General features: G+C 42.1%; 10 protein-coding genes and 3 pseudogenes. All 13 read right to left on the bottom strand.

Features of this window, described 5'->3' with window-relative positions; all coding sequences use genetic code 11:
- Window positions 1–51 precede the first annotated feature (51 nt).
- Window positions 52–951, bottom strand: coding sequence for an IS5 family transposase (locus tag ACED46_RS20085; protein WP_371722275.1), 900 nt, complete (start codon window positions 949–951; stop codon window positions 52–54).
- 141 nt (window positions 952–1,092) lie between these two features.
- Complete coding sequence (locus ACED46_RS20080; protein WP_371722274.1) at window positions 1,093–2,037, bottom strand: helix-turn-helix domain-containing protein; 945 nt, start codon at window positions 2,035–2,037, stop codon at window positions 1,093–1,095.
- 119 nt (window positions 2,038–2,156) lie between these two features.
- A pseudogene (locus tag ACED46_RS20075) lies at window positions 2,157–2,460 on the bottom strand (IS110 family transposase); the annotation flags it as partial.
- A 200-nt stretch (window positions 2,461–2,660) separates the two neighbouring features.
- A complete protein-coding gene (locus ACED46_RS20070; RefSeq protein ID WP_371722273.1) occupies window positions 2,661–3,653 on the bottom strand; it encodes an OmpA family protein in 993 nt (330 codons plus the stop codon).
- Window positions 3,654–3,662: 9 nt separating this feature from the next.
- Window positions 3,663–4,709 carry an adhesin gene (locus tag ACED46_RS20065; RefSeq protein WP_371722272.1) on the bottom strand — a complete coding sequence of 349 codons (1,047 nt, stop codon included), beginning with the start codon at window positions 4,707–4,709 and terminating at the stop codon, window positions 3,663–3,665.
- 2 nt (window positions 4,710–4,711) lie between these two features.
- Window positions 4,712–5,467 (bottom strand): molecular chaperone, encoded by a 756-nt coding sequence (locus ACED46_RS20060; RefSeq protein WP_371722270.1) that lies wholly within the window; start codon window positions 5,465–5,467, stop codon window positions 4,712–4,714.
- A gap of 17 nt (window positions 5,468–5,484) precedes the next feature.
- Entirely contained in the window at window positions 5,485–7,938 is a 2,454-nt protein-coding gene (locus ACED46_RS20055) for a fimbria/pilus outer membrane usher protein (protein WP_371722269.1), read from the bottom strand.
- Between the two features lie 65 nt (window positions 7,939–8,003).
- A complete protein-coding gene (locus tag ACED46_RS20050; protein WP_371722268.1) occupies window positions 8,004–8,537 on the bottom strand; it encodes a fimbrial protein in 534 nt (177 codons plus the stop codon).
- A 225-nt stretch (window positions 8,538–8,762) separates the two neighbouring features.
- Window positions 8,763–8,987: pseudogene (locus ACED46_RS20045) on the bottom strand (IS4 family transposase); the annotation flags it as partial.
- Between the two features lie 54 nt (window positions 8,988–9,041).
- Complete coding sequence (locus ACED46_RS20040) at window positions 9,042–9,725, bottom strand: IS6 family transposase (protein ID WP_371722267.1); 684 nt, start codon at window positions 9,723–9,725, stop codon at window positions 9,042–9,044.
- A gap of 53 nt (window positions 9,726–9,778) precedes the next feature.
- Window positions 9,779–10,692: pseudogene (locus ACED46_RS20035) on the bottom strand (IS3 family transposase); the annotation flags it as partial.
- 51 nt (window positions 10,693–10,743) lie between these two features.
- Window positions 10,744–11,112 carry a transposase gene (locus ACED46_RS20030; RefSeq protein WP_371722266.1) on the bottom strand — a complete coding sequence of 123 codons (369 nt, stop codon included), beginning with the start codon at window positions 11,110–11,112 and terminating at the stop codon, window positions 10,744–10,746.
- Window positions 11,113–11,433: 321 nt separating this feature from the next.
- On the bottom strand, window positions 11,434–12,462 hold the full coding sequence (locus tag ACED46_RS20025; RefSeq protein WP_371722265.1) for an IS110 family transposase: 1,029 nt from the start codon (window positions 12,460–12,462) through the stop codon (window positions 11,434–11,436).
- Window positions 12,463–12,620: the final 158 nt, after the last annotated feature.

The raw sequence follows: 12,620 nt of genomic DNA, 5'->3' as shown, positions 1-12,620 counted from the left end.
AAAAGGTTACGACGTTCGTTTCGATGATTGAATGTGTCGATTTAAAGACGCTTACATACCAAGTCCTGTAAGCTTGTTCAGTGCTTTGATCATAGCGTAAGTCTCGCCAACCTGAGCATTGTAATGTCTAAGACTTAATTTCCCACCTAGCAGCTGTTTTACTCGGTACATTGCTGTCTCTGATAGTGAGCGCTTGTGATAGCCATACCGCTTTTTCCACTTCTTGTTGGTGCCGTAGAGCTTTTGGCAACCTACTGCTAAATTGCGGGGGTGTCCTTGTTCCCAGAATGCTGCCCCTTCTCGTGGTGGGATAAGCGCAACCGCTCGCTTAATCCGTATCGCATCATGACAATTCCTTGTGTCATAAGCACCATCACCTGATATTTCAATGATTTTACGACGCGTCTGCTTGAGTAAGTTGGGGAGCACTTCGGCATCGGTTACGTTAGATAAACTCAGCTCTGCTGCGACTATTTCGTGAGTGCTTGTATCTACTGCAATATGCAGTTTACGCCAAACTCTGCGCTTCCCATCAGTACCATGCTTCTTGACCTTCCATTCACCCTCACCATAAACCTTGAGGCCAGTGGCATCAATTGCCAGGTGTTGTATTGCTCCTCTGGTTTTGGTTTTAAATGAAACCTCAACTTCCTTAGCTCGTCGGCTTATACAGGTGTAGTGCGGGCAAACAAGCGGGATGTTAGCCAGCTTAAATACAGAGTCTAGAAAACCTTGTAGCGCTCTCAATGGCATAGAGAAAATGCGTTTCACCATCAGTGCGGTAGTAATGGCTAAGTCGCTGAATCGGCGAGGTCTACCACGCTTGCCTTGTTTGTTTTGTTTCCACTCAGCTATCGTTTCCTCATCAATCCAAAAGGTCAGAGAGCCACGGTTGATTAAGGCTTTGTTGTACTGCTTCCAGTTAGTTGTTTTGTAACGAGGTTTAGGCATGAGGCTACGACGATTGATGGATGTAGCCGATCAGATCGTAGCTTCTAGATTTAGTTCCATCGATTTAAGCAACAAAGCCAGTCATCTATTTCGATTAAGTTCTTGATGGTTAAGATTGAAAATCCTAACCATCAAGCATCTTCAATGATCACGGGGATAGTTCGAATTAAAAAGAGAAATAACTTCTTTTCGGGTAAGAAAAATACTAGTATCCACCTTCATTATACATCCATCATAGTATCTATTTCCTATTTTTATTTCTCCCATTTTTATCTCATTCTTAGTTGCAACAACTACAAATCCTAATTGCTCAAGGTAGTTTAAAGTCGTGCTATGATAAACATTACAATATATCTCTGTAATATTGCTATGAGAAATAAGATATTGAATCCTTGTCTTCCAGAGGTAGATAAATACGAATGCACTTGATATATTGCCACTGATAATATATAGCGCGAATGTTGATACTTCGGTGTAACTTGACGCCAGAGAAAAATCTACATTGGCATTATTATGTGTTATCTGTTCTGATAATACTTCATTTTTAAACAACATCCCTAGGCTGAAGCCAAGCATTTGATCTTCATTACCTAAGTCAACGAGACGATAGCCTTGTAGCTTTCCCTCCTCTTGATATAAAAATAAATCTAGTGGACGCATTTTCATAAAATCTTCTTTGTTCCATCTTTTATGGAAAGACTTTATTTTTTCTAGTATTGGGTCATTCGCTTGAAAGAACAAATTGTCATGTTTTATTTCAGTGCTCTTTGTTGGTATATCGTATTCCAAAGCAGCGAATATATGTTTCTGAAGGTTTCTTTCAAATCGATTAAATAAAAAAAACTCCACCTGTTTAGAAGCTGTCGCCTCTAAAGATTTAATAAAGGGCGCAATATCCAACATAAAACATCGTAGTATTCTTATTGCTTTAGCTGAATTTGGAGCTGTAACCCCCCTTTCCCAGCGACTGATAGTTACGTGATCAACATTGGCGAATTCGCGGCTCGCCAGTTGTAATTTGGCTACAAACTCTCTCTGAGTGTAACCTTTCTCATCTCTTATTTTTTTTATTAAATCACTAAACATATAAAATATCTCAAACTAAACGCACACTCCTTTTATATAGACCATAATTATGTAATCTGTTAATTTTGGAGCGACCGCATGAGTGATCTTCTCCACTCTTACTGGACACTTCATTAAGCGAGATTTTGTTGTTCAACAGGTTTAACAGGAACGAAGTGAATATTAGGCCTAAAATAAGCTTCGTAAATGGCTCTTGCATCATTAGCATCGTTCTTTTGCTACCCAACAAGTGGTTTTTACATGCTGAGATGGAATAAGAGCCTCTGTATATCCTACCTCTTGAAATATTCTGCTCCAATAATGAGAAGTTGCACATTACTCCATTGCAAGAGCAGTTTGCTCTGGAAATTGACGGACAGTATCGAGAAGCTAATCTCACTTTACCTTTCTGTTGGATAAGATTTGTCCATTTTTACCCAGCACACATACTTGTTACTCCTGCTCTCAATGGTTGTACTATTAGTTTGGTACAACGACGCTAGAAGGGAGGAGCGCCCATCACATCAAAGCGGCGGCAAGTATTCATGGCCGAGAGATATGGGCGATGCTCGAACGTGGTCAGGTATACGTTGCAGTATCTGAAGGATTGGTCTACAACTATTTACAACAGAACCACTTTGCTTCTAGTTATTAATTTTTTCAAATCCAACCACGTAAATCTTAACTGTTCTTGCATCTTCTTTTCCACCTTCAGTGGAGAGGAGCTCCGTTATCGATGTTTCCATCGAAATTGACGCCTCTTGCACACCATGAAATACCAAAAAATTAATTACATTTTGAGCGCGTTTTTTTGCTAAGCGCGTATTGTATTTTAAATAATCAGCTTTACTGTCTGCAGAACCGGTCACTACAATTTCGTAGCTGTCCAATACAACAATCCTGTCTACCAGAGCGATTAGTTGTTCTTTATTCTCTGAATCAAGCGAGTAATCGTCATAGCTATAGCTCAAGCGGTCCTCCAGCTCCAGCTCTTCCGGTTCATCCTCTATGTGCTCAATAGGCTGTGGAATGTTTCTGGTGCTCGACCATGGATGTAGCACCAGAGATAAGTTAACCTGACGCAACTGCTTGGTGTCTTTTTTATTGTAGTCCTGTTCTGGCACGCTGACGTTAAATAGATTGTCTAATTGCAGTGAAATGTCGATGTATTCACTTAATGAATAGTAACCACCTATCGAAAGATACGGTGCAACACCACTGGATTCTGTCGGTGAATTAAACTGTGGCTTATCCATATCAGCGTTGTAGATGTAGCCACCAACACCAGCAAACAAACCACCATCGCGCCACAGTGACCATTGGTGTTTGGCTAGAACATCCAAACCTTTCATCTCAAACCTATTTCCATCCGATAAGCTGCGATAACCTATCTCATAATTCAAAGGTTGCGTCGTAATACCTAAGCTGTACCTCAAACTGGTGATGTCGTTGTCGTGCTTGTAAGGGTCACCCTTAAACTGAGCAAATCCACCTCCTACTTGAAAATACAAGCCATTAGATACTAAAGTATCGATAACGTCTTTCTCAGGTTCGTCGACTTGCGGAGCCTCTTGCGCCAAAGCTGGGGACAGTACAAATATAGACACCGCAAAAAAAATAATTTGTTTGTAATTCACTAGTCTTCCCTATAAGTAAGAAACGCTATAGACCACAATTCCCTCAAACTTTCCTTTCTTAATATTGCCTGGGTCGAAGGCAACTAACTTAGCATAATAACGGTCAAAGCCGAATTCTTTCACTTCGTAACCATCGCCGATAGGACTATTAAGTTGCACTTCTTCACCACCTCTTACGGTATACAACTTGATTCCATAGGATGTAATTTCATTACCATTTTCATCAAAAACAGGGATATAAGAGTTGTTAGCAAAATCACGAACGTTACTAAAGTAACCGCGTAATTTAACCGATGGACAATCGATACCATATTCTACGTTCCGTATCAGAATGTTAACATTACGCCGTACCTCACCACTTATGACATCATTAACCCCAACCTGTCCATAATCGATGTTGTTGTTCTCAATAGATAGTTCAACCAAACACTTAGTTGGCTCTAGAATATCCATGTTCTGAATGAAAGAATAATAGTTCGCATACAGCGAATTATAGCCTAACTCTCCATCTAACTGAAAAATGTTGACCGGATCATTATAACCGACAAAATTTCCAGGACCAGTTACAATAATCGGTTGGTATGTTATAGTTTTGGATACTTGAGTACTGACTTCACAATCTTCAGCGCTTTCCCCCTCGTTACATGGAGGGACAATAAAGCCATCAACGGTGCTTTTTATCCCATAGATGTCTCGCCCTTCATATCGAAAACCGATCTTAATACCTGGAATATTAGGGATCCCTACATTTCCCACAACGCCTGGCCAAAAATACACTTGTTCAGGGGAACCCCATACCTCCGGGATTAAGTTAGTCGCATCCTTATAGCAGATTACATTTATCGTAATTGCTTCACCGCGCCATACAACCACATCATCGGGAGCCCCTTCTGGTACTGAAGCGGAAGGGTCAATAAGAAAAGGAGTACTACCGCCAGGTCCAGAACCACCAAAAGAACCGCCTTCTGAAGAACTGTAACAAGCTAACGCCCACGCATTTGGTGTAATTATGACTACGGTAATAAGCAAAAACAGGGTCAAAAATAACATTCTCATGCTCATTCCTCATGATCATCTCTAGCAGTACAAATGTTCTGCGAATTACAGAAGTAGCTATTGGTTACCGTCGCACCATAGTCATTGATGTGGCTTAACGCGTATCGGTCACTTTTTTCTACTGTCAATGTACGACTGGTAAACGGAGCGAGCATTACAGGGGTGAATTCCGCATCTTTCTTCGCTTTACCCACCATTAACTCCGAATAGGTCACATAAAATGGTGAGCCATTTTCTACGACGATTTTATTATTGTCCGTTCGCTTAATTTTGGTTCCGTTCACAATCGCTTTATCGACGTGCTTAATCTTGTTCAGACTTGATGGTCGATAGAAAAACTTAATCACAGATTCTATCGCAACTTGAATCGAGCCAGTGGCAACATTTGCAACGGTATCATTATCGTTGTTATGTTTTGAAGGTGGCACTTCACGAACATGTAAGAAGTAAGCCGTTTCTCTGTCTTGCGGCAATTGAGAAACCGTGGGTAAAGATCTAATGCGCAGCATGGCGTAATCTTTATTCTCGATTCTTATCACGGGGGGGATTACAATAAACTTATCCTCTACATCCTTTCCATCTATATCCGTCAACCAAGATTGCGCTAGGAATGGAATTTCACTGGGATTCTTAATTTTGATGGTTTCTACTTTCGAGCCACCATCATATATTACTCGAGTTCGGTCTAAAGCCAATGCAGCATTCGCCGATGCAGATAGCACAACACAACACATGACAAGCATAATTGATTTTTTCATAATATCTCAACTACTCATTAATTATTACAATGAACGGAACGGATGATTTCTTTACTATTTAAAATCGAGCCATCAATAACTAAGAAACAACTTTGATTGTCTCCCCAGCTCACTCTGATTTTTGAATCGAGATTGATGCCGACCAAATACACCGTTGAATCTTGCCCAACAATGCCAATTTCTTGATTGAGTTCAGCGTCAAACACCAATGCTCCAAACGGAATGTCTTGCTCACTTTGCAAGCGAGCCATAAAGTTACTACCTTGACGGGCCTTAATTTTTTGATAGCCAACCGCACCTTCAGTAAGCACCATGCTCTTAATACTACCGAGCACCTCAACATCATCAGGTAGAGATTTGTAGTCGATGGCGTTGTAACTTTTTCTATAAGGCGTTACGCCATTAATCATAGCCAAGCCAAATGCATTTGTCTCCTCGTTATTGCTACCGTTAATGGTAATATTCGGTACATTTGAATCAATGAGAATGCGCGAAGAACCCGCGTTAAGAGCACTGTAAGCCAAACCATGTTTTGAAAGCAGAACCGAACCCATTGCATTGGCGTTTACTTGGCTGTATGAATTGGTTTTATAGCTGCCACCAACAGAAGTTGATATGACCGAGAAGTCACGATTGTAGTTGCCACTTACCCCGTTGGACTCCCCCTCGTAAACATCGTAAGCGACGCGATAGTTAGAACCATCGTCATTGTTGTATCCCGAGTACGCGAGGTTTTGGGAGTAATCACCACTACGTGAATTGGTTTGTACTGAGACAGAGTTACTGCCACCCATAGGAATCGATATCCCCAATGACCAGCCCTTTTCATCAATGCTTGATGAGTACTCATCAGCCCCTGAGTCGTAGGTAACGTATGAATCGTTCGACTGGTACAAGTTCATCGTCAAGTAGAGGTCGATCCCATTAAGCTTCAACGGATGCGAAATATTAACGTCGTAACGAGAGCTGTTTCGACGTCTATCCCAATAGGTGTTTGAAGAGTAAGATACGTAAGCACTGGTTGAGCCAAAGTTTTGGGTCAACGAGATGTACTTTTCATCTTTGCGTTTGTTGTTTGCGGCATAGATACCTGAATCATCTGGATCATTATAAGATCTTAAATATTCATCAAATTCGTAGTATTGCTCTTCAGAAAAGCGATAACCCGCCACACGTAAACCCAAGCCAAAATCGGTCAACGTGTTGTTGTAATTGAAACCATAAGACAAACCAGAGGTATCAGTGTTGTCGTCCAATATTGCTTGTGCAGTAGATATATCAAACGAAGCTGCCCCCAAATGATTTAAATTAATGCCACTACCGATGGTGTAAGATTGATAATCTTCAGAAAGTAGTGTTGCAGAGAATAGCGATAGGGAATTGTTGACACCATACGACGCTTCTGCGGAAAAAAAACCCGGTGTGTGTTTATAGGAGTCACTGTTTGGTGCGCCCGCAGAAATGCTATAGCGTACGTGATTTGGTCGAGTTAGGTACAACACATCCGCACCGTTCACTTGATAACGTTGCATCGTCCCATCGGCTTGTTTTATTTCAACATCCAATGTACCTTGAGTGGCTTGTGGGAGGTCGTCAATCAGGTACGGGCCTGCATTTACATTCACCACTTTAATCACGTTGTCTCGTTGGCGAATGGTGATCACAGCATTGGTATTGACAGTGCCAGACACAACCGGAGAATAACCACGTAAGTTAGATGGCAGCATTTGGTCATCACTTTGCAGACGAACGCCCATCATTTGGAACGAGTCGTATACATCCGAGCCAAACGAAGTATTACCAAATGTCAATTTCGATTTAATACCGCGGATCGGCGTGTAGCCATACAGTGAGGTAAACTCACTAGAATAGTTGTTGGATGCTTGATAATTTGCTCTAAAACGAAACGCCCCGGCATTTAGTCCAACAGTACCATACGTGGATAGATCGTCATTCCAATCGTTTTCACTGTTCTGTTGGCTGGAAAAGTAGTTAACGTTGTAATCAAGGTAGAGAGCTGTTATGCCATCATCCCACAAGCGGTCAGGTACAAAACCATATTTGTACTCATTGGCGATGTATTCTTGTGGTGTGTTGATATCTAAACGAACTTTACCTATATCGAATGCGACTTTAGTATAATCGACATCTTCAAACTGATAACATATTACACCGTCAATTGAGACCTCCTTTTCTTTGTAGACTTTATAGCCACGATCATTAAGAGGCAAACTGTTTAATAGTGCAGCCGAAATGCAGGGTTTATTGTTATTAAATGAAATTTTTTCTGTAGTTAAAATATCTCCGTTAATATAAATCTCCAACTCATATTCACCATCTTGCACAAAATTCGCATGCGAAAAGTTACTTAAATCTACACTACTTTCACTTTTTATGAAATCATTATTAAATGTTGTAGCGTAAGAAAAAAAGGGGAATATAAAGATTAAACAGATTGTATTATAACGCATTTTTTAGCCCGCTATTTTTTAATAGTGAGAGTTTTGACCAAACAATCAAAACTCTCCTAGCACACTTATTGGTAGGCTACGCGCAGTAGTGCCCAAGATTCTGCATTACCTGCAGTTACAGGCGTCGTTGCCACATCAGTATTTGCCTCATATGCAGCAGAAAAACTCACAATGTTTGTACCGTCTACCAGTACGTTACTTGCTGCTACGTCACCATTGTTGATTGGTAAGCCGTTATGAAGGATACGAACACCAACCCCCGTAGCCCCACCTTCAACGCTGAATAGGTTACCAGATGTATCAGGGTTTGAAAGGAATGTAAAATCTGCAGTACTAGCAACTGTCGTATCACACTCGACCAGTTTAATATCAAACGGCACTGGTGTTGAGCGATCACCTTGAGCCTGAAATATGTGTGTTGGGGACTGACCAAGTTCGATTGTTTGGTCGATGCTTTCAGGTGCGATACCACATGCTGATTCTACGATTTCACCTTTGAAGTAAACGTTGGTCTCGTTTTCTGCCAAAGCTGGTGTTGCTGAAATTAAACCACAAACAAATGTTGCTATAATTAATGGGTTCATTGATTTGATATTCATCTGATATTTTTCCTAATTAATGTGTAAATAAGTTTCATCTAAAACGGAGGGGTATTTTAATAAAAAACACAGCAATAAGTAGGCATTTATATTATAATTTTAAGGAAAGTGCCTTCTCTCAATTAAAATATAGTAGGGCAAAGGGGAAGTAGCAAGATTGAGCTGTTCAAAGTTAACTGGGCTTAGGCTTAGATACCCAAAAACACTGTGCCCTGAGGGATCCCCTCATAAATCCGTCAGTGCATAGCCATCTTTTAAGAGCTGCTCAGCTAGAGCCATGGCCGCTGCTAAGAGGTGTTGAGTCGTAATCTCGTAGTCTGGTCGCCTGAGGACTTCCATACCTAATCGAACGGTAGACAGGACATTTCGATTTCTGACTGTATTCGCTTGAAAGTGCCTGTCCCATCCTTGTTGCTGTGCATGTATTCCTGCCAGCCAAAACATGAGTTGCGGTTCTGTCGCAAATATAGCGATAGGTGTGACAGGCCAACCCTGCAGATACAGTTATTCTGCGAGCGCATAAAAGCGCTCACAGGCAGTCTCTCCAGAAACATCTATCTGTTCACGTTTGAGCATCGTCCACATTTCTCGCCCATGAAGACTTGCCGTCGCTCCTTCAACTGATTTCCATCCCAACGCTTGCCTCGTTTTTTGTTTAACCCAACAGTGGCTCTGCTCAACGATGTTGTTCAGATATTTTATGTCTAAGATTTCAACCAATGACAGCATGAAGTAGCCTGTCAGCCACAGTTGCACGTTCAGGGCATCCAATGCTGCATAGTTACTTTTGCTTCCGTCAATGACGACTTTCTCTGGCAAGCCATTTTGAGCTAACGCCTTATTTAGAAAGGCCTTCGCTGCCGCTTCATCACGGTTGGGGCTGAGGTAGTAATCAACGACATGACCAAATTTATCGACAGCACGATAGTAGTAGAGCCACTCCCCTTTGACTTTAATGTAGGTTTCATCCATCCGCCACGACCCAGACACTGTCTTCTTTTTACGGCGGAGGTTGTGCTCTAGGAGCGGCGTAAATTTGATAACCCAACGATTGATGGTGGCATGGTCAACAATCACACCGCGCTCAAGCTGTATCTCTTCAATTTCGCGATAACTGAGCTTGTAAGCTAGGTAGTAACGGATGGTTTCAAGAATAACTTCAGAGGGGAAATGGCAACCTTTAAACATTAAAATTCAGAGTACTACGTGAGCATTGCGGCAATTCTAGCCCAGGAGCTCACTTTTTGCGACAGAACCATCCGTACACCATGATCAGTTAATTTCTGTGTGAACTCAGAGCTAGTAAACTGACTGCCTTGATCTGAGTTGAAGATATCTGGCGGTCCATAATGCTTAAGCGCTTCCTCAAGAGCTTCGATACAAAAGCTCGTATCCATAGTGTTAGATAGCCGCCAGGACAATACTTTACGGCTATACCAGTCAATAATGGCAACTAAGTACAGGAACCCTTTAGCCATTGGGATGTAGGTGATATCAATCGCCCACGCTTGGTTCGGGTAAGTGACTTCAACATTACGCAACAGATAGGGGTAAACCTTGTGTGCTTTGTTTGCCAGTGTCGTTTTTGGTTTGGGGTAAATCGCTCCAATGCCCATATCGCGCATGAGCCGAATGACGCGTTTACGATTAACGTTATGCCCCTTTTTTGCCAACTCAGTTCGAACGCGTCTACTCCCCATGAAGGGATACTGAAGGTGAATTTCGTCGATGATACGGCGTAATTCAATTTCCTCAACGGAGAGTCCGATAGGCTGATAGTAAGCCGTTGAACGAGCAATATTGAGCAGTTCACATTGGCGTTTAATTGGCAATGGTGTGGATTTAACCAGCGAAAATTTTCGCTGGGCTCGGTCTAACGACCGAGCACTCTGGCCAAAAAATCATTTTCCATGGTCAACTGACCGATCTTGGCATGAAGCTTGTCCACTTCTTCGGTGTTATCTTTGCTCAACTGACTTTCAGAAGCAAAAATCATAGCTGCATTTTCTAGCAGCTCCTTTTTCCATGTAGAGATTTGGTTCGCGTGAAGGTTGTATTTTTGAGCCAACTCAGCGACCGTTTTGTCACCTTTAGCAGCCGCTAATGCCGCCTTAGCTTTAAATTCAGGAGAGTGGTTTCTACGCTTTCTAGTCATAATCTGTTCCAATGTTTCTGGGTACTATCACAACAGATCAATCACTTAAAGTCATGTCCGAAAATTGGGGGCCACTTCTATGGACTTGTGTTGGACAGGGTAAATCCGTTGATAGAATGCAAGTTCAGCAATCGCTTCAGCATCGTTATAGTCGTTCTTTTGTTTACGGCGCTGATTTTTGACATGTTGCGGTGGGTACAAAAGGACTTCATGTCCTAATTTTTCGAATTCACGAGCCCAGTAATGAGCACCAGAACAGGCCTCCATCGCAATGATGCACGGACTTTGATTTGCGACGTAGTTAAGAAGTCTGCTTCGTTGAAGTTTTTTACGGCTGAGATTCTTCCCTTTATGATTGATTTCAACAAGGAAGAAAATGTTTTTTGCTAAATCAATGCCAATGATTTTATGCTGAGTCATGGTCTTCTCCTTTACTTTAGGACCTGAGCACTCCAAGCATGGCTGATGACCATGTGAAGTGGTAGGGGGAGACCATCTCATCACCTTAACAGGGCTACATGGACTCCCTCTTTTGTCAACAATAGCTCCCGCTGACAACAGTGGATCGGACAGCAGCTCTACATTCGGTGTTTAATCGGAATCGTTCCGTCACCTTGATGATATTCGCTTGATGCCCGCCTCATTCGTTAAACAGTATTTATTACTTCCCAATTAAACAGGTTTAGGCATCTCGGTCTGGTCGTATTGTCATCATTTGCTATTGCTTTGACTCGGTGAGTGTTAACCGTTTACATAGTTAATCTTGTACTCTTTTCCTGTTGTTAATAATGCCCATATTATACGAGCGTTTTTTGCTGCTAGGGCGACAGCTGCTCGTTTATAACCTCGTCGTTCAACGAGTTGATTTAACCAAATACTGTTGCGATCGGTTTTCTCTTTACATCGTGCAATAACGGCTCTTGCGCCATGAATAAGTAGAGTGCGAATATGTTTTTCGCCTCTTTTGCTGATGCGACCAAGATGAACATGACCACCTGTTGAGTATTGTCTTGGAACCAACCCTATCCAAGCGGCAAATTGGCGGCTAGAGCCAAATTGTTTGGCGTCATTGACGGTCGCGACAATGGCACTTGCACTGTGTTCACCGACACCTGGAATATCCATGAGGGCTTTGGCTGAAGCCATCTCACGAACTAAAGCAGAGACTCTACGATCATAGTGCAATACTTCTAGGTTAAGGTGTTGAATCTTGTTCGATAGATCTTGAAGTAGCTCTCGAGCGAGTATAGGCAAACCATTTTCTGCATCTTCAAGGACACTACCAATAGTGTTTTGATCCGAGTAGCGCCCCTGAGGCATCACAATACCAAATTCGGAAAGCAAACCTCTGAGCTGGTTAATAGTCGCCGTTCTTGTTTTAATTAGCCCCTGTCGAATACGGTGCAGGCAAAGCACAGCTTGTTGCTCTTCACTTTTTATAGAGACAAATCGTGTTTTGGGTCTAGATACCGCTTCACAGATGGCCTCTGCGTCATTGGCATCGTTCTTCTCATTTTGTCGATATGGAATAACGAATTTGGACGCCATGATTTTCGGGTTATGACCTAGTTTCAGTAGCTCTCTCGCCCAGTGGTGTGCACCAGAGCACGCCTCCATACCGATGAGGCAGGGAGGTAACTTCGCGAATGTGTCTAAGAGTTTGTTTCTTTTGACAGTTTTGCGTAGGACGCACTTGCCATATGCATCAACGCCGTGAATACTGAACACATTCTTGGCGAGGTCAACGCCAATAGTTTTAATGGTGGACATAGTAACCTCCAGTTCTTCAGCGTGTACTAAGTAAGTATGGCACGCAGAGTGTCAGGTAGAGGGAGTCCATATCATTCGTTAGCCATTTACGAGGAAAATTTTAGAGCTATTGTCAAATGTGGTGTATGGAGATCATGCAGTAGCCTGTTGATGAGTCT

Source organism: Vibrio sp. 1S139 (assembly GCF_041439475.1).
GTDB classification, from domain to species: domain Bacteria; phylum Pseudomonadota; class Gammaproteobacteria; order Enterobacterales; family Vibrionaceae; genus Vibrio; species Vibrio crassostreae_C.
Note: the sequence above shows the minus strand (reverse complement) of the source record. Positions and strands in the feature narration are given on the sequence as shown.

What these genes read in the sequence shown, in the direction of transcription:
- ACED46_RS20055 (WP_371722269.1), bottom strand. Translation starts at nt 7,938, where the DNA reads ATGCGTTATAATACAATCTGTTTAATCTTTATATTCCCCTTTTTTTCT.
- ACED46_RS20040 (WP_371722267.1), bottom strand. Translation starts at nt 9,725, where the DNA reads ATGTTTAAAGGTTGCCATTTCCCCTCTGAAGTTATTCTTGAAACCATC.
- ACED46_RS20060 (WP_371722270.1), bottom strand. Translation starts at nt 5,467, where the DNA reads ATGAAAAAATCAATTATGCTTGTCATGTGTTGTGTTGTGCTATCTGCA.
- ACED46_RS20030 (WP_371722266.1), bottom strand. Translation starts at nt 11,112, where the DNA reads ATGACTCAGCATAAAATCATTGGCATTGATTTAGCAAAAAACATTTTC.
- ACED46_RS20080 (WP_371722274.1), bottom strand. Translation starts at nt 2,037, where the DNA reads ATGTTTAGTGATTTAATAAAAAAAATAAGAGATGAGAAAGGTTACACT.
- ACED46_RS20025 (WP_371722265.1), bottom strand. Translation starts at nt 12,462, where the DNA reads ATGTCCACCATTAAAACTATTGGCGTTGACCTCGCCAAGAATGTGTTC.
- ACED46_RS20065 (WP_371722272.1), bottom strand. Translation starts at nt 4,709, where the DNA reads ATGAGAATGTTATTTTTGACCCTGTTTTTGCTTATTACCGTAGTCATA.
- ACED46_RS20085 (WP_371722275.1), bottom strand. Translation starts at nt 951, where the DNA reads ATGCCTAAACCTCGTTACAAAACAACTAACTGGAAGCAGTACAACAAA.
- ACED46_RS20050 (WP_371722268.1), bottom strand. Translation starts at nt 8,537, where the DNA reads ATGAATATCAAATCAATGAACCCATTAATTATAGCAACATTTGTTTGT.